This is a genomic window from Rhizobium sp. ERR 942, from assembly GCF_007828395.1.
Taxonomy (GTDB): domain Bacteria; phylum Pseudomonadota; class Alphaproteobacteria; order Rhizobiales; family Rhizobiaceae; genus Rhizobium; species Rhizobium dioscoreae.
This window is the reverse complement of the sequence record NZ_VIUA01000002.1, coordinates 1,087,657-1,103,983: the sequence shown is the minus strand read 5'-3', so window position 1 is coordinate 1,103,983 and position 16,327 is coordinate 1,087,657. Positions and strand designations below refer to the sequence as shown.

18 protein-coding genes and 1 riboswitch are annotated in these 16,327 nt (G+C 59.0%); of the genes, 2 read left to right on the top strand and 16 right to left on the bottom strand.

What is annotated here, in order from left to right; genetic code table 11:
- Positions 1 to 37: 37 nt before the first annotated feature.
- The 3 genes from FBZ97_RS34395 to kdpF are packed head-to-tail and all read right to left on the bottom strand — an operon-like array spanning position 38 to position 2,032.
- On the bottom strand, positions 38 to 199 hold the full coding sequence (locus FBZ97_RS34395) for a hypothetical protein (protein ID WP_156090756.1): 162 nt from the start codon (positions 197 to 199) through the stop codon (positions 38 to 40).
- A 12-nt stretch (positions 200 to 211) separates the two neighbouring features.
- The gene (gene kdpA / locus FBZ97_RS11995) at positions 212 to 1,915 is read right to left on the bottom strand and encodes a potassium-transporting ATPase subunit KdpA (protein ID WP_145319796.1); all 1,704 of its coding nucleotides are present in this window, start codon (positions 1,913 to 1,915) and stop codon (positions 212 to 214) included.
- Positions 1,916 to 1,942: 27 nt separating this feature from the next.
- Positions 1,943 to 2,032, bottom strand: a complete 90-nt coding sequence (kdpF, locus tag FBZ97_RS11990) for a K(+)-transporting ATPase subunit F (protein WP_041678183.1) — start codon at positions 2,030 to 2,032, stop codon at positions 1,943 to 1,945.
- A gap of 650 nt (positions 2,033 to 2,682) precedes the next feature.
- On the opposite strand from kdpF, the gene FBZ97_RS11980 reads away from it, so the two are divergent.
- On the top strand, positions 2,683 to 3,702 hold the full coding sequence (locus tag FBZ97_RS11980) for a LacI family DNA-binding transcriptional regulator (RefSeq protein ID WP_113329244.1): 1,020 nt from the start codon (positions 2,683 to 2,685) through the stop codon (positions 3,700 to 3,702).
- 13 nt (positions 3,703 to 3,715) lie between these two features.
- Here the strand turns inward: FBZ97_RS11980 and FBZ97_RS11975 are convergent, their stop codons facing one another.
- The 7 genes from FBZ97_RS11975 to FBZ97_RS11945 all read right to left on the bottom strand — a co-directional run bounded on the left by FBZ97_RS11975 (position 3,716) and on the right by FBZ97_RS11945 (position 10,137).
- Complete coding sequence (locus tag FBZ97_RS11975) at positions 3,716 to 4,726, bottom strand: zinc-dependent alcohol dehydrogenase family protein (RefSeq protein ID WP_145319792.1); 1,011 nt, start codon at positions 4,724 to 4,726, stop codon at positions 3,716 to 3,718.
- A 99-nt stretch (positions 4,727 to 4,825) separates the two neighbouring features.
- Complete coding sequence (locus FBZ97_RS11970) at positions 4,826 to 5,884, bottom strand: carbohydrate kinase family protein (RefSeq protein ID WP_145319790.1); 1,059 nt, start codon at positions 5,882 to 5,884, stop codon at positions 4,826 to 4,828.
- A complete protein-coding gene (locus FBZ97_RS11965) occupies positions 5,884 to 6,555 on the bottom strand; it encodes a D-lyxose/D-mannose family sugar isomerase (RefSeq protein ID WP_145319788.1) in 672 nt (223 codons plus the stop codon). The genes FBZ97_RS11970 and FBZ97_RS11965 overlap by 1 nt, the downstream gene beginning before the upstream one ends.
- Entirely contained in the window at positions 6,552 to 7,709 is a 1,158-nt protein-coding gene (locus FBZ97_RS11960; protein ID WP_145319786.1) for a Gfo/Idh/MocA family oxidoreductase, read from the bottom strand. Before FBZ97_RS11960 ends, FBZ97_RS11965 begins: the two co-directional genes overlap by 4 nt.
- 21 nt (positions 7,710 to 7,730) lie before the next feature.
- The gene (locus tag FBZ97_RS11955) at positions 7,731 to 8,555 is read right to left on the bottom strand and encodes an aldolase (RefSeq protein ID WP_145319784.1); all 825 of its coding nucleotides are present in this window, start codon (positions 8,553 to 8,555) and stop codon (positions 7,731 to 7,733) included.
- A 195-nt stretch (positions 8,556 to 8,750) separates the two neighbouring features.
- Positions 8,751 to 9,749 (bottom strand): Tim44 domain-containing protein, encoded by a 999-nt coding sequence (locus FBZ97_RS11950; protein WP_145319782.1) that lies wholly within the window; start codon positions 9,747 to 9,749, stop codon positions 8,751 to 8,753.
- 166 nt (positions 9,750 to 9,915) lie between these two features.
- On the bottom strand, positions 9,916 to 10,137 hold the full coding sequence (locus FBZ97_RS11945; protein WP_095437446.1) for a hypothetical protein: 222 nt from the start codon (positions 10,135 to 10,137) through the stop codon (positions 9,916 to 9,918).
- A 353-nt stretch (positions 10,138 to 10,490) separates the two neighbouring features.
- Between FBZ97_RS11945 and FBZ97_RS11940 the strand changes: the two genes are divergently transcribed.
- Positions 10,491 to 10,769, top strand: a complete 279-nt coding sequence (locus FBZ97_RS11940; RefSeq protein WP_069609985.1) for an HU family DNA-binding protein — start codon at positions 10,491 to 10,493, stop codon at positions 10,767 to 10,769.
- Positions 10,770 to 10,879: 110 nt separating this feature from the next.
- Here FBZ97_RS11940 and FBZ97_RS11935 read toward each other — a convergent pair whose 3' ends face one another.
- The 6 genes from FBZ97_RS11935 to FBZ97_RS34390 all read right to left on the bottom strand — a co-directional run bounded on the left by FBZ97_RS11935 (position 10,880) and on the right by FBZ97_RS34390 (position 15,987).
- On the bottom strand, positions 10,880 to 11,704 hold the full coding sequence (locus FBZ97_RS11935) for a glycerophosphodiester phosphodiesterase family protein (RefSeq protein ID WP_145319780.1): 825 nt from the start codon (positions 11,702 to 11,704) through the stop codon (positions 10,880 to 10,882).
- A 196-nt stretch (positions 11,705 to 11,900) separates the two neighbouring features.
- Positions 11,901 to 12,875 (bottom strand): class 1b ribonucleoside-diphosphate reductase subunit beta, encoded by a 975-nt coding sequence (gene nrdF / locus FBZ97_RS11930; protein WP_113351072.1) that lies wholly within the window; start codon positions 12,873 to 12,875, stop codon positions 11,901 to 11,903.
- 20 nt (positions 12,876 to 12,895) lie between these two features.
- Entirely contained in the window at positions 12,896 to 14,986 is a 2,091-nt protein-coding gene (gene nrdE, locus FBZ97_RS11925) for a class 1b ribonucleoside-diphosphate reductase subunit alpha (protein WP_348642365.1), read from the bottom strand.
- Between the two features lie 107 nt (positions 14,987 to 15,093).
- Entirely contained in the window at positions 15,094 to 15,489 is a 396-nt protein-coding gene (nrdI, locus tag FBZ97_RS11920; protein WP_145319776.1) for a class Ib ribonucleoside-diphosphate reductase assembly flavoprotein NrdI, read from the bottom strand.
- 11 nt (positions 15,490 to 15,500) lie between these two features.
- Positions 15,501 to 15,722 carry a glutaredoxin-like protein NrdH gene (nrdH, locus tag FBZ97_RS11915; RefSeq protein WP_113350929.1) on the bottom strand — a complete coding sequence of 74 codons (222 nt, stop codon included), beginning with the start codon at positions 15,720 to 15,722 and terminating at the stop codon, positions 15,501 to 15,503.
- Between the two features lie 115 nt (positions 15,723 to 15,837).
- Positions 15,838 to 15,987 carry a hypothetical protein gene (locus FBZ97_RS34390; protein WP_156090755.1) on the bottom strand — a complete coding sequence of 50 codons (150 nt, stop codon included), beginning with the start codon at positions 15,985 to 15,987 and terminating at the stop codon, positions 15,838 to 15,840.
- Positions 15,970 to 16,189: riboswitch (cobalamin riboswitch) on the bottom strand. It overlaps the preceding gene by 18 nt.
- Positions 16,190 to 16,327: the final 138 nt, after the last annotated feature.

Below are 16,327 nucleotides of genomic sequence, written 5' to 3'. Positions count from 1 at the left end.
GCGTGAAGAGGAAAACGTCAGATCGGAACGCCGCCGATCAGCCGATTAGAAATCCGAAGACGACAAGGCCGAGGAACAGGGCAACCATCGCCAGCAAAATGGCGTCGGACGCGCAGGTTGTTCCGGCCGGGCCACGCCCCCTGTCGAAGGGGCGTGGATCGATGACTTTTTTAAGCTTGCCTAGAAGCGGTTGGCTCATGGCCGTCATTCCTTAAAAGGTCTGGCCTGCAATCATCGACAGATGTTCGACGATCGGTCCGAGCGCCAGCGCCGGGAAGAAGGTCAAACCGCCGACGATCAGGATCGTACCAACAAGCAGACCAACGAAGAGCGGACCATCCGTTGGGAAGGTGCCGGCCGAGGCAGGAACCGTCTTCTTGCTGATCAGGGAACCGGCAATCGCAAGGGCCGGAACGATGACCAGGAAACGGCCGATCAGCATGACGATACCGAGCGTGATATTGTACCAGGAGGTATTGCCCGTCAGGCCGCCGAAGGCCGAGCCGTTGTTTGCCGCCGCCGAGCTATAGGCATAGAGGATTTCCGAGAAGCCGTGCGGACCGGCATTGGCGATCGAGGCTACGGCGGAAGGCAATACCACGGAGATCGCCGTGAAGATCAGCATGCCGGCGGGCAGGCAAAGCACGGCAAGCATTGCCATCTTCACTTCCTTGGCCTCGATCTTCTTGCCGAGATATTCCGGCGTGCGCCCGACCATCAGACCCGCAACGAAGATGGCGATGACGACGAACATCAGGATGCCGTAGAAGCCGGCGCCGACGCCGCCGACGATGACTTCGCCAAGCTGCAGGTTGATGAGCGGGATCAGGCCGCCGATCGCGGTGAAGCTGTCGAGCATGCCGTTGACCGCGCCGCAGGATGCGGCGGTGGTGATGACGGCGAAGAGCGAGGAGGCGGCAATACCGAAGCGGGCTTCCTTGCCTTCCATATTGCCGCCCTGGATACCGAGCGCATGAACAAGCGGATTGCCTGCCGCTTCAGCCCAATAGGTGACGATCACGCCGGCGATGAACAGTGTGCCCATCGCGGCCAGGATCGCCCAGCCCTGACGCTGGCTGCCGACCATACGACCGAAGACATTGGTCAGCGCCGCGCCGATGGCGAAGATCGCCAGCATCTGCAGGAGGTTGGAGATGGCGTCGGGGTTTTCGAACGGATGCGCCGAGTTGGCATTGAAGAAGCCGCCGCCATTCGTGCCGAGCATCTTGATGGCAAGCTGCGAGGCAACGGGACCGACGGCGATCGTCTGCTGCGCGCCTTCGAGCGTCGTGGCATTGACATAGGGGCCGAGCGTCTGCGGCACACCGAGATAGACGAAAGCAATCGTCAGCACGATGCAGATCGGCAAGAGGACGTAGAGCGTCGCACGGACCATATCGACCCAGAAGTTGCCGATCGCCTTGCCCGAGGCACGTGCGAAAGCACGGATCAGCGCAATGGCAATGGCAATGCCGGTTGCCGCAGACACGAAGTTCTGCACCGTCAGGCCGGCCATCTGCACGAGGTAAGACATCGTGCTCTCGCCGCCGTAATTCTGCCAATTGGTATTGGTGACGAAGCTCGTTGCCGTGTTGAAGGACAGTTCCGGGCCGACTGCGGTCATGCCGGCCGGATTATACGGCAGGCTGCCTTGCAGTCGCTGCAGGGCGTAAAGAACGAGGAAACCCGCGAGGCTGAACAGCAGCATGGAGACAGAATAGGTCGTCCAGTGCTGCTCTTCGCGTTCATCCGTGCCGGCCAAACGATAAAGCCCCCGTTCCACAGGACGGAGGACGAAAGAGAAGAAGGTGCGCTCGCCGGTAAAGACACGCGTCATGTAACCGCCGAGCGGTTTGACGAGCAGGAGAAGGATCCCGATATAAATGAGGATCTGAAGCCATCCGTTGAAGGTCATGGAGGTAACTTTCCCTATCCAGCGCTGTCAGAAGCGCTCGGGGCGAATGAGAGCATAGACCAGGTAGACGGTGAGAAAGATCGTCACGCCGCCACCGAGAATGTAATCGAGAAGCATTGCCGTCTCTCCGACTAGAGGCTGTCGCAGGCCTTGGTATAAGCGACACAGAGGAGGAAGAATAAAACGCCGATCCCGACAAGAATAATGTCCATCATTGATCGCGATTCCTTGATTGTTATTGTTGAATGCAGAAATGATGGAGAGCGCTCTTGCTCAGAGCGCCTCTTTTTCCTGCCGACCAGGAAGATCACTTTGGGTGTATCTTCCAGATGTAATATGCGACCGAACCGCATTAAGGTTCGAGACGGCGGAAAAGCGGAAGATATAAAAATCTTATAAATGCCGGGGCGGATGATGACGGTCTAAAACTATGTTCATACGCGAAGCGGATGCCCGCCCGCATTGCCAAACTCGCTCGAAGAACGAGGCATATTCCATGGGCATGGGGCCGCTATTTTATTGAATTTCCTGAATGATCCGCACAGGACATTTAAGATGCTTCATCGATCTCAGCCACCCTCCATAATTGCATCACATCATATGCGAAAAGCCTAATATAGAAGGATTTGGCATAGCCAGATATTAAGACCGCATGGATGGCGCTTGATGCAGCATTCTGGCAGTGATTAAGTCCGAGGGCGAGTTGGCCTGCACTCCGACAGTCTTGCTCCCGACCATTCGACCGCAAGCCAAAGAAACGCGCGCAAGTGACGACCAGCATCAGACATATCGCCAAACTTGCGGGAACGTCCGTCTCGTCGGTCTCGCGCGTGCTGAACAACAGTGGCTATGCCTCTCCGGAACTCCGAGAGCGCGTGGAAGCGGCCATTCGCACGCTCAATTACACGCCAAGCAAGGGTGCGCGGATGCTTCGCGGCGCGCCGAGCCGCATGATCGGCCTTATGCTGCCTTCCATCGACGTACCCTTCTTTGGCATCCTCGCCCACGCCATCGAGCAGGAATTGTTCCGGCGCGGCTATCAGACGTTGATCTGCAGCACCGCCGAAAACATGGATCACGAGGCGCGCTATATTTCCATGCTGCTGTCTCAGCGCGTCGACGGCGTCATCGTCGCCAGCGCCTTCGGCAGCACCGAGCATTTCGAGGCGTTGCGTGAGGCCCATATCCCGATCGTCGCCATCGACCGCGAGCTTCCCGGAATAGCCGGCGAGGCCGTCATGGCCGATCACGAGGAAGGCGGACGATTGATGGCCCGTCACCTGATCGAACTCGGTCATCGCGCAATCGGTATCGTCGGCGCTCCCGCCCATAGCCAGCCTGTCCAGCTTCGCCTTCTCGGCATCACGGCTGAAATGGCTGGAAACGGCATGGCTCCCGCCGCAATAGCCATGGCCGAGGAGCACAGCTTCGCGGCGACCTATCCGCTCGCAAGGGAGTTGCTGGCATCTCGGCCCGAACTGACTGCTATCATCGGCACGACGGATATTTCGGCGATTGCCGCAATCCACGCCGTTCAAGATCACGGCTTTTCCGTGCCTCGCGACTATTCGGTGATCGGTTTCGACGATCTGCCGGAGGCGGCCTATGTCTTTCCGCGGTTGACGACCATCGCCCAACCGATCCGCGGCGTCGGCGAGCAGGCGGTCCGGCGATTGGAGGCCCTGATCGATGAAGACCAGGTCGATGGCGAGCCGCGAATGGATAGCCTCATCAAAGTGCCTGTCACCTTGATCCGGCGCGACTCCACCGGCCTCGTTCGCACATGAATGCAAGCAGCGCTCAGGGCCGGACGATGACCTTGATTTCGCCAGCCAACGGAGCGCTGCCGACCACGCTTGCAACATCCTCAAGGCCAATCGTCTTCGTAACCAGCGAATCCAGCTCAAGAATCCCGCTTGCCACCATGGCAGCGGCGCGAGCGTGGGTGAATGGATTGAGATAGGCTGGCCTGATCTCGACTTCATTGACGAGCAGATCGAACGGCAGAACGGGCACTAGGAGGCCAGCAGGCGTCACGCCGAACAGCACGAAGGCACCGCCGCGCCGCACCATCCGGACGCCGGTCTGCAGCGTTTCGGGAACGCCGGCGCATTCTATGACGACATCGACGCCCCCGCCGGTCGCATCCCGCACAGCAGCAACAGCGTCGATCGCCGTCGGATCGAGGGCCTGTGTTGCACCCAGGCGCAAAGCTGCTTCCCGCCGTGACAGCTGCCTCGTGATCAGGATGATCTGGTCAGCGCCTGCGAGGCGCGCCAGTTGGACCATGAGCAAGCCAATGACACCACCGCCCAATATGGCGACGCTGTCGCCCGGACGGATTTGTGCCTTGTCGATGGCATGGATGCAGCAGGCCAGCGGCTCGCAGAAGGCGCCGTGAACGGGATCGAGATCCGCAGGCAGTATGAACGCCTGTTCGCAGGGAACTACGACATATTCGGCAAAGCCGCCATCGCGCGTCACGCCGATAGCCGTGAGGTTGGCGCAGAGATTTGGCCGCCCGCGCCGACAGGCGGGGCATGTGCCACAAGCGATATTCGGGTCTATGGTTACGAGTTCACCGCCCACGAATGAGGTAACGCCCTCGCCCACCTCCTCGACGAGGCCGCAGAACTCGTGGCCCAAGGTCATGGGGATCGCCGTCGGATATTCGCCCTTGTACATGTGCCGGTCTGACCCGCAGATGCCGGCGGCCAGCACCCGCACGACAATCTCTCCCGGACCGGCGCTCGGCTTCTCGACCATATGCATGGTCATATCGCCGATTGCTTCCAAACGGACTGCCCTCATTCGCCTCCTCCAAGCGTAAAATTTGATTCGCTCACTATCGCGCCGCTCCCATCGGCACTATAGCACTCAAGGATGGCGTTGCCGCTCCACAGCGGTGCGCTAGACACCGGCGAGCTGCATCTCCTTTATATCCTCCAGAAGTGCCGCCATGTGGGGAATGCCATCCGTCGCGGTTGCCCCCCTCAGGCAACGCGCAGCGGCAGCATGTGCAGCAGCGCAGATGCGCTCGACGGGCCAGTCCTCATGCAGACCGTAAAGTACAGCGGCGCAGAAAGCATCGCCGGCGCCGACGGTACTGACGATTTCCGCCGGATCAACTGGCCGGGAGCGTGAGACAATTGGCTTCACGCCCGGTGCAAACCAGAAACAGATTTCCGGAGCGTGAATGATTGCGCCCTTGGCGACACCCCGCGCCAACAGCTGCTCACCCGCCGCCAACAGTGCGGCCTCGTTCAGCTCCCCTTTCGTGTCCCGCACGGTCACGCCGGTTGCCCGCCCTACTTCGATTTCGTTGATGACAAGATAATCGCAATAGGGCAGCGCCGCGCCAACCTTTGCCGCGAATTCCGGATCCTCACTGGAGACGAAATCGACGCAAGTGATCAGGCCGGCATTGCGCGCGGCCTCCAGCAGGCGCGATGCTCCGGATCGGCCATCCGCATCGAGCATATCGAGACCAGGCAGGAGCATGAGATAGCCGAGATAGAACAGCCGGTAACCGGCGTTGGCAAAGGTCGCGGGCGAGAGGAGCGCGTCCGTCACCGCATCATTGGCACCGCCGTGATAGAAGAAAGTGCGGTTCTGCCCCGGCACGTTCATGACATGCGTATGAGCTGTTGCACGGTCGGGAAGCTCCCGCAGACCGCTTGCATCGATACCGGCGCTCTGAAGCCGCGCCTTGACGATCCCGCCATCGATATCCGCGCCGATACAACCGGCGGCGGCAAGCTTCCCGGGAAAGCCGAGGGAGGCGAGATCGGTGACGACATTGGCGGCCCCGCCGCCAACGCCCACATCCTGATGCTGAATATAAGCAAGATTACCCTGCTCGGGCCAGTAGGACAGCGTATGGACACGGTCGACGATGAAGTTTCCCGCGCAGACGATACCTCCCTGGTCCTTCTTTTCGCCGTCGTGAACCTCCTCCCCGGTCCGCATCAGCCACCTGCCTCATTCCATAGAGGCCTGAGCGGCGGCTCGTCCTCCTCGATCGCGGCGAAGCGCCCGATCGGTTCCAGAAAGTAATTGTCGCTATTGTCGTCATTGACCTGGCTGACTTCGCCGACGAAGACCGGACCGCCGCCTTTGCGGCCGTAGAAGCGATGATAGAGCCCGGTGGGGATCGTCACGCTCCGGCCAGGAGAAAGAACCAACGGCTCCCATGCCGCAAGTTTTTTCGGCAAGCCGTCGACCGGGACGGTCACGTCATCCTGCAGCACATTGCCCTCGGCATCGGTCGCAGCGAATTCAATGACGAGATCGCCGCCGGCCCTGTTGATGATGTCTTCCATCTTCGCCTGGTGACGATGGGTCGGCGTGACCTGCCCTTCCTCAACGAAAAGCAGCTTTTCGGCATAGGTGCGTTCGCCTTCGACACCGACGATGCCGTTGCGCAAGCAGAAGAGCACGAGGCCGCATTCGGCAAAACGGCCCGAGCCGAAATCAGTGACATCCCACCCCAGCTGATGACTACGCAGATAGCGCGCCGCCTCCGGATTTGCAGCGAAGTCCGCCGCGGTCCAATAACCCCACTCTGGCAGCGACCAGCGCCAATGGCCTACGGTTTTACTTGCGCGCCGCAGCGCTTCGTTGATTTCGGAGCGCTTCATCGGACGGTCGCTCCTTCGTAATCGACCGGCACGACGATATTTTCACGGCCGGATTTCAGTGCCGCCGTCAGCACTGCGTGATGCGCCTGCGCCTCTTCCGGCGTGGCACAGGTGAAGCCGTTGGCGTTTCCGCCGGCCAATTCATCGACGAAGGCAGCCCACATTTGCTGAATGGCATCGGCGAAGCCGAATTCGAAGATCTTGCCTGTTATCGCCGGGAAGAGCGAGCCGTATCCCAAATCTTCGGTACTCCAGGCCTGCACGCCGCCGGTATAATCCATCCACTGCCATTGCCGCGGCGCCTTGGTAGTAAAGAAGGCGCTCTTTTTCATGCCAAGGATGCGAATATACCAGCTATTGGCCTCACCCGGTGCGATACGCCAGGTCTTCAAAATCATCGGAAAATCCTGACCGCCCGTACTGACGCGAGTGCTGATCGTCGCATTGTCCCAGGTCGTACACGGCACCATCCCGCCCTTGCCATCGGGGCGCTCGGTGATCTTCTTGACCAGCTGCGCATGCAGGGTCTGCGGACGCCAGCCGAGCCGCAGCGGTACATGCAGCACATGCATGCCGAGATCGCCCATGCAGCCGTATTCGCCATTGATATCGGCCATGCGCTTCCAGTTGATTGGCTTTTGCCTGTCGATGTCGGAAGAATGCAGGAAACCGGCCTCGACTTCGAGGATATCACCCATCTCGCCGCTTTCGGCGAGCGCGATGACCTTCTGCGCTCCAGGGAAGAAGGGCATTTCCGACGAGCAGCGAACCAGAAGCTTCGGGTTCTCGGCAAGCACCGCCATGATCTCGCGGTTCTGTGCCGCATCCATGCCGAACGGTTTTTCGCCCAGCAGATGCTTTCCGGCCTTCAGGATATCGACGTAAAACTGTTTATGCAGCACATGCGGCACGGCGCAATAGACCGCGTCAACATCCGGATTGGCGAGCAGCTCCTTATAGTCGCTAGTGAATTGCCGAACCGACGGCACATTGTCCTTGAACCAGTCGAGCAGCGCCTCATTGGTGTCGCAGACGGCAACGATTTCCGGCCGTGCCCTCGTGTCGGCAAGATGCAGCCAGCGTGCGGCGGCGCTTGCGAATTCACGCCCCATCAGGCCGCAGCCGATGACGCCGAAGCGGAATACCTTCTTCATGTTTCCTTCTCCCAGGATGCATCAGGCGAGATGCCGCGAGGCATCTTCGACGGAAGCCTCCTCATGGACGATCGCCATTAGGGCGCGCGTCATGCCGGCGGGATTACTGTGCTGGATGACGTTGCGGCCATAGACGATGCCGCGGGCGCCCTGCTCCATCAGCTGTTTCGTACGTGAAAGGATTTCCTGATCCGAGACGCGGCCGCCGCCACGCACCAGTACGGGCAAGCCCTGAGCAATCTCGATGACGCGGTGATATTCCCGCACGTCGTCACAGGGATCGGCCTTGATGATGTCGGCGCCAAGTTCGGCAGCCTGACGTACCAGCGGCAGGATCTTGTCGATCGCCCCATCGACCATGTAGGCGCCCTTGGAATTATCCTGCATGACCAGCGGCTCGACCATCAAAGGCATGCCGTAAATCTCACATTCGCGCTTCAGGCTGTTCACGTTGCGCACGCAGGCGCGATAAACTTCCGGCTGGTCCGGCAGCATCAAAAGATTGACGACCACACAGGCGGCGTCGAGTGCGACGGCCTGCTCCACGCCTCGGTCGATCATTTCGGAAAACAGCGCCGATGGCAGCGGATTGCCGTAGATATTGGCGATATCGGTCCGCAGCACCAAAGCCGGACGACTTTTGCCGGGGATCGCCTGCAGAATGGGTGCGGTGCCCGGCGGAAGCTGGATGGCATCGGGCGCGGCATCGGCAATGACCTTGATCGCCGTTCGCATATCCTCGATGCCAGCGAGAAAGGTCCGTTCATTGAACATGCCATGGTCTATGGCGACGTCGAAACAATTTCCGGACACGCCGAACAGGCGGTTGAACCGCGCGGATTTCATCCATTTCCTCCCGATGTGGTAACGTTTCCACATCGGCACATTAGAGGACAGATTTGGCGAGTCAAGGCGGATGCAGCGTCGTCTTCGACAGCCGCTTGACGTCTTTAAGTTTAAAGGATGAGAACAATCAGTTTATGGACATGGCCAGCCGCCCGCGATCCCTCGCGAGGCGGGGCTCTGCGGAAACTGCGCAGATCAGTGCAGCTCCGTTCCCTGGATCGCTGAAAGCGTCCAGTCCGAACCCGGCTTGCGCACGAAGGTCCAGAGTTCCGTCGTTTCCGAAGGGTTGCGATCGTCGCCGTCGACGAGTTTCCCGGTCGCGCGATCGACCATCGCGTCGATGCTCGAATAGCGCATGGCAAGCGTCGCATATTCGGCATTGCCCTCGCGCCACGCTTCGGCGATATCGCCTTGCAGCAGCCGGACGTCGGAAACGCTGTTGCGCACGCCGCTGGTCGCGTTTTCCCCAAGTTCTTCGGCGAGGTAGGACATCGCCTCCGGCGTGGTCAGCCGGCGCAGCGTGGCATAGTCTTCCTTACCATAGGCCGACTGGATTTCTGTCAGAAGGTGCTCGAAGCGATCGAGATCGGCCTGCTGCAACCCGATCTCGTCATTGGCTTGGCGCGCCTTCGGCGCGGCCGCCGCTCCACCGCCGATAGACGGGATGGAGAAGGAAGGGCGCGGGGAAACACCTGCGTTGTTCATCGGATTCATATTGTAGGACGTGCCCGATCCCGGTGCTGCATATTGTGTCCGCTGGCGGTTTGCGAAGAAACGCATGGCAAAACTGATCAGCAACACGATCAGACCGATCTGCAGCAGCATGCCGAGGAAGCCGATGCCGCCGCCGAAACCGTGACCGAGCATCATGCCCAGAAGACCGCCGGCGATCAGGCCACCGATCATCGACCCACCGAAGCCGCCGAAAAGACCTGGACGCTGCGGCGCGCCGAGCGGCGGCTGCGTCGTCGTTTGCTGCTGCGGCCGCTGCGTCATCGACCGGTCGATCGGGGCAGCCTGCGTAGGCGCCGTCCGTGTTATGGCCGGGGTATCAAAGGTGCGCGTTCCGCGGCTTCCGAAGCCGCTGGATCCAGCTCGGCGTGCATCGGCAGCGTCAAAGGTCGCTAAAGACGACGCGGCGGCAAGGACGACGATGGCTGCGATCTTGGCGAAACGCGGTACTGCACTGAACATTGGCTCTCCTGTCATAGGGCAGAAAGACTAACCCGCCCCTATATGGGGATGCCTGTTCGTGATTGTAAGGCTGCGATTTTAAGTTGGTGCAACTTTCAGATTTCAATCCAGAGCAAGCCAGCCGCGCGAGCATGCGGATGACTGGCCACACCCTTCGAAGACGATCCTAATCTTCATCCGCTCCTTCGATCAAACCGTCATAGACTTCCATCATCGCATTGGTGATGGCCTGGCCAAGTGCGTTACCGGCCGCGCGGACATCATCCTCCGTGCCGTCCCGTGCGGCTCTTGCCAATTCAAAGCCCTCATCGCTGATGATCTGCTTTGCGACCTCGATGGCCCAAAGCCCGAAATCACCGCGGTTGTCTATCTTGATCTCGTGTTCCATTGTCCGTTCCACCTATTGGTCACAGCCAAGCCTCTATAGACCTGCCGGGCAAAAGGCCAGTTTCAATGACTCCATTACCGCTCGCATCCGTATGGTGAAGGGGGCCGGAGCTCTGATTCCGGTTCTTTCCGCAGATTCGCAGGCGTCTGCGGATAGCGCTGACCGCTCTCCTATCGGCCGGCCTAACAGAGGCCTTGATTGGAAAATCGCTTGCGGAAAGCGTTCGAAATGGCCTCGATGCGTCGGAACCTGTGGAAATACGGGCATTCTAGGCCTTTCCGACCCGGACTCCAGGTGACAATGGACATCGGCAATGGAAATGATTCCACCGTCATCAATGCGGGGGAAGCCTCATGACCACCACCAATGAAATTGCAGACAAGATTGCTGCAGACCACAAGCTTACCAAAGTCCAGAGCAAGGCGATTGTCGAAGCCGTCTTTGCAGCCATTACCGGAGCCGCAACATCCGGCGCCGAAACCTCGATCCCGGGCTTTGGCAAGTTCAAAGTCAAGGATACGCCGGCGCGCGAAGCACGCAATCCGGGAACGGGCGCAACCATCAAGGTTGCAGCATCGAAGAAGCTCGCCTTCACGCCGGCCAAGGCGCTGAAGGATGCGCTCAACAAGTAATCCGGATCGTTAGGATCCCACAGTTCAACGGCCGGCTCTATTTGTTAGAGCCGGCCGTTTGCGTTTTCAAACCAAGGCGACCGCGCTTGCTGATCGCATCGAAGGGCTGGTCAACGCGTATCGAGATAGGTCCTCAGCGCCTCAGCCTCATCCGTCTGGATGGCAGAGACGCCGGCATCGACAAGCCTGCCCCAAATCGCAGCAGGATCCTGCAGGGCGGCAGTATCCGTGAAGCCCGCGCAGGAAACGGAATCGAGGGTATTGACCCACAGGCGCATACCCGCATCCACAAAAAGCGCCTTGCGGGCCGCGAGCTGGTCAAGACTGTCGAAGTAGATTTCGCAGAGCAGCGGCTTGAGTTGACGGAGAAGATCAAGCTGGCTCTCGGCATCCACAGAACCGAGGCGTGTTTTCGCCATGAGAAGTACCATCTCCGGCGACACGTTGCTCTGGATCCAGGCGAGATCGTCCGAGGTTTTCAGATCGCTCCAGAAGTCGACCTGCCGATCGACGCCCATCGCCCTGGCGCAGGCGATCACGCCGGGGATCATGTCACTGCGCTTGACATCGAGATGCAGGAAAATGCGACCGCGCGTGAGATCGAAGACGTCCTTCAGGCTCGGCAGCTTTTCATCGGTCATCCGGTTCGCCTCGCCGCCATCACGATCGCGCAGGTTCAGGTTCGACAATTGCTGCAGCGTCAACCCCTCCGCCTCTCGGGCGAGGCCAGCCGTTCGCTCGAGCGTATCGTCATGCAGAAGAAAGAACTCGCCATCGCTGCTGCATCGCACATCGATCTCGACCACATCGTAGCCGGCTGAAATCGCCCGCTCGATCGCAAGCAGGCTGTTTTCCGGCGCGGCGCGCCAGATCCCGCGATGAACGACGATCGCACAATCGCGCGAGGGATCGGCGATATAGTCGGCATAGTCCATGATAGGTCCTCATCTCGCGAGAATACGCGCGAATCGCCCGGAACCACACGTCTTCAGCGGGCGTATCATGGGATTTTGACAGATCTGCAAAGCGCGATGCCGATCGCTGCCACCGACATCTTAGAACAGCAATCGCAGCCTAATAGCTGCGATCGGAAACGATGGATAAATTATCCAGGCGGCGGAAGATGCAATCTTAGAAATTCCAGTCCTCGTCTTCGGTGGCGACGGCCTTGCCGATGACATAGGACGAGCCGGAGCCTGAGAAAAAGTCGTGGTTCTCATCCGCATTCGGAGATAGTGCCGAGAGGATGGCCGGATTGACCTTGCAGGCTTCGACCGGAAAGAGCGCCTCATAACCAAGATTCATCAGCGCCTTGTTAGCGTTGTAATGCAGGAACTTCTTGACGTCCTCAGTCAGGCCGACGCCATCATAGAGCGCCTCGGTGTACTTGGCTTCGTTGTCATAAAGCTCCAGCAGAAGATCGAAGGCGAAATCCTTGATCTCTTGCCTGCGCTCTTCCGAAAGCCGCTCGAGCCCGCGCTGGAACTTGTAACCGATGTAATAGCCATGCACGGCTTCATCACGGATGATGAGACGGATCATGTCGGCCGTATTGGTAAGCTTGGCGCGGCTCGACCAGAACATCGGCAGATAGAAGCCGGAATAAAACAGGAAGCTTTCAAGGAAGACGCTTGCAACCTTCTTCTTCAAGGGATCGCCGGAGGCATACTGCTCCATGATCAGCGTCGATTTCTTCTGCAGGAACTCGTTCTCCTCCGACCAGCGATAGGCGTCATCGACGTCAGGCGTCAGGCAAAGCGTCGAAAAGATCGACGAATAGGAGCGTGCGTGCACGGCTTCCATGAAGGAGATGTTCGACAGCACCGCTTCTTCATGCGGCGTGGCGGCATCAGCCATCAGCTTGACGGCGCCGACACCATTCTGGATCGTGTCGAGCAGCGTCAGGCCGGTGAAGACGCGGATGGTGAGCTGCTGCTCCTCAGGTTTCAGCGTCGCCCAGGATTGAATATCGTTCGACAAGGGCACCTTTTCCGGCAGCCAGAAATTGCCGGTCAGGCGGTTCCAGACCTCAAGATCCTTGTCGTCCTCGATGCGGTTCCAGTTGATGGCGCGAACCCGGCTTGACGGCTTGAATTGCATGTTCATTTTCATCGTCCCTCAAAGGTTCAGAGCGTGCAGGAAACGCAGCCCTGAACCTGCGTGCCTTCGAGCGCCATCTGGCGAAGCCGGATGTAGTAGATAGTCTTGATGCCCTTCTTCCAGGCATAGATCTGCGCCTTGTTGATATCGCGCGTGGTTGCGGTATCGCGGAAGAACAGCGTCAGCGACAGGCCCTGGTCGACATGCTGAGTGGCCGCGGCATAGGTATCGATGATCTTTTCCGGCCCGATCTCGTAGGCGTCCTGGTAATAGTCGAGATTGTCGTTCGTCATGAAGGCGGCTGGATAATAGACGCGGCCGATCTTGCCTTCCTTGCGAATCTCGATCTTGGAGACGATCGGGTGGATCGAGGAGGTCGAGTGGTTGATGTAGGAGATCGAGCCGGTCGGCGGCACGGCCTGCAGGTTCTGGTTATAGAGCCCGCCTTCCATGACGGCATTCTTCAACGCGAGCCAATCTTCCTGCGTCGGGATGGCGATGCCGGCGGTTTCGAAGATTTCCGCGACGCGCTTGGTCGCCGGCTTCCATTCCCGGTTCGTATATTTATCGAAATATTCGCCGGAAGCATATTTCGAATTCTCGAAGCCCTTAAAGCTCTGGCCGCGCTCGACAGCGAGCACGTTCGAGGCGCGAATGGCGTGGTAGGTGACCGTGTAGAAATAGATATTGGTGAAATCGACGCCTTCTTCCGAACCGTAGAAAATGCGCTCGCGGGCGAGATAACCGTGCAGGTTCATCTGGCCGAGGCCGATCGCATGGCTTTCGTCATTACCCTTTTCGATGGAGGGTACGGAGGAGATATGGCTCATGTCGGAGACGGCGGTCAGCGCCCGGATTGACATCTCGATCGTCTTGCCGAAATCCGGGCTGTCCATTGCGGCAGCAATATTCAGAGAACCGAGATTGCAGGAGATGTCCTTGCCCATATGCTTATAGGAGAGGTCGTCGTTGTACTCGCTGGCTTCGCTGACCTGCAGAATTTCCGAGCAGAGATTGCTCATAGTGATGCGGCCGGCAACCGGATTGGCGCGGTTCACCGTGTCTTCGAACATGATGTACGGATAGCCGCTCTCGAACTGGATCTCGGCGATCACCTGGAAGAATTCGCGCGCCTTGATCTTCTTCTTGCGGATACGGCTGTCGGCGACCATCTCGCGATACTTCTCCGTCACCGAAATCTCGGTAAACGGCACGCCATAGACGCGCTCCACGTCATAGGGCGAGAAGAGGTACATATCCTCGTTGTTCTTTGCGAGCTCGAAGGTGATGTCGGGAATGACCACGCCGAGCGACAGCGTCTTGATGCGGATCTTCTCGTCGGCATTTTCACGCTTGGTGTCGAGAAAGCGCATAATGTCGGGATGGTGAGCATTCAGGTAGACGGCACCGGCCCCCTGCCGCGCGCCAAGCTGGTTGGCGTAGGAGAAGGAGTCTTCCAGCAGCTTCATGACGGGAATGATGCCGGACGACTGGTTCTCGATATGCTTAATCGGCGCGCCGGCCTCGCGGATATTGGTGAGCGACAGAGCGACGCCACCGCCGCGTTTCGACAGCTGCAGCGCGGAATTGATAGCGCGGCCAATCGATTCCATGTTGTCTTCGACACGCAGCAGGAAACACGAAACCAGTTCGCCGCGCTGCTTCTTGCCGGCATTGAGGAAGGTCGGCGTCGCCGGCTGAAACCGGCCTGAGATGATCTCGTCGACCAGATCGCGCGCAATCTGCTCGCTGCCCTGCGCCAGCGTCAGCGCGACCATGCAGATGCGGTCTTCATAGCGCTCCAGATAGCGCTTTCCGTCAAAAGTCTTCAGCGTGTAGCTGGTGTAATATTTGAAGGCGCCGAGGAAGGTCGGAAAACGGAACTTCTTCGCATAGGCGTGGTCGAAGAGATCGCGCACGAAATTGAAGGAATACTGATCCAGCACCTCCTGCTCGTAATAGCCCTCTGTCACCAGATAATCGAGCTTTTCCCTCAGGTTATGGAAGAAGACCGTGTTCTGGTTGACGTGCTGGAGAAAGTACTGCTTGGCCGCCATGCGGTCCTTGTCGAGCTGAATTTTTCCGTGCTCGTCATAGAGGTTCAGCATGGCGTTCAGGGCGTGATAGTCTAAAGCGGTTTCCGCGGCCTTGGCTTGCCGGTCATTCCCGGGATGAGAAAAAGTGTTATGCGGCTTTTCGCCCGCATCCCGCGACAAAGAAGAGCTTAGCGTATCCAAAATCGTTCCAATCCATGTCTGACATTGGTGACATCCTCATCCGTGCCCAGAAGTTCGAACCGATAGAGATACGGCACCTGGCATTTGGCAGAGATGATGTCGCCGGCGATCCCGTAGGTCGCACCGAAGTTGCTGTTGCCCGCGGCGATGACCCCGCGAATGTTCGAACGGTTGCCCGTATCGTTGAGGAAGCGGATCACCTGCTTGGGCACGGCCCCCTTGCCGCCTTCGCCGCAATAGGTCGGGACGATCAGGACGTAGGGCGAGGCCGCACGAAACTCGTCTCCCACGGCAAGCGGGATACGAGCAGCCGGCAATGCGAGCTTGACAACGAAGCGATGGGTATTTTCCGACCGGCTGGAGAAATAGACGATCCCGCCCACCGCCCGGATCCTTAAGCGAGAGCGCTGATCATGTCGGGACGGAAGCCGGCCCAATGCTGTTCACCGGCAACAACGACGGGAACCTGGCGATAGCCGAGACCCTGCACCAGTTCATAGGCGGCGGCATCGGTCGACACGTCGACGATGGTGTAGTCGATGCCTTGGCGATCAAGCGCGCGGGTCGTTGCTGTGCACTGGACGCAGGCGGGCTTGCTGTAGACGGTGATGCTCATGAGATATCCTCGTATGGATGGGCATGGAAAATCGCTCGGGCATCGGGTGATGCCCGCTCGTCGGGTGAAAAGTGGAGGCAAACCTAGCGGGCGGCCGGACGCTTTTAAGCGTCCGTCACTCGCGCCGGCGACTATGGATACTCAGGAACATGCACTTCACCCCGAAGTTCTTCAGCGAGGTATTCGAGGAAGCGACGGCGGCCATCATGCCGCATGGATCATCGCTCGCCAGCCGGACACCCCGCCCGTGGACGTCAATGCTCAAGGCAGGTCTCCTGGCTCGCGGGTCATAACATTCGTCTCGCCTTCCCAAGACACGGGGGTCTCAGTGACGTCATCGAACGAATGCTCACCGCTCACAGTTGCGGGGGCAGCTCCGGCTTAGCGATCATCATGTTCGCCGACCGGATTCCCGTCTTAGCCTCCAATCCTTGCGAATCAGAAGAACCTCGAACACTATATATAGTATCTTCAGTTAAAATTGCGTCAACTGCTTCGATGGCCTCAAGCCCATTTCGATGTTGATGAATTCCGACAATCTCGCCTGATGCGTGCACAGGGGGGCTGGACAGATACAGCGTTATTTCATTACGCTGCACATGTAA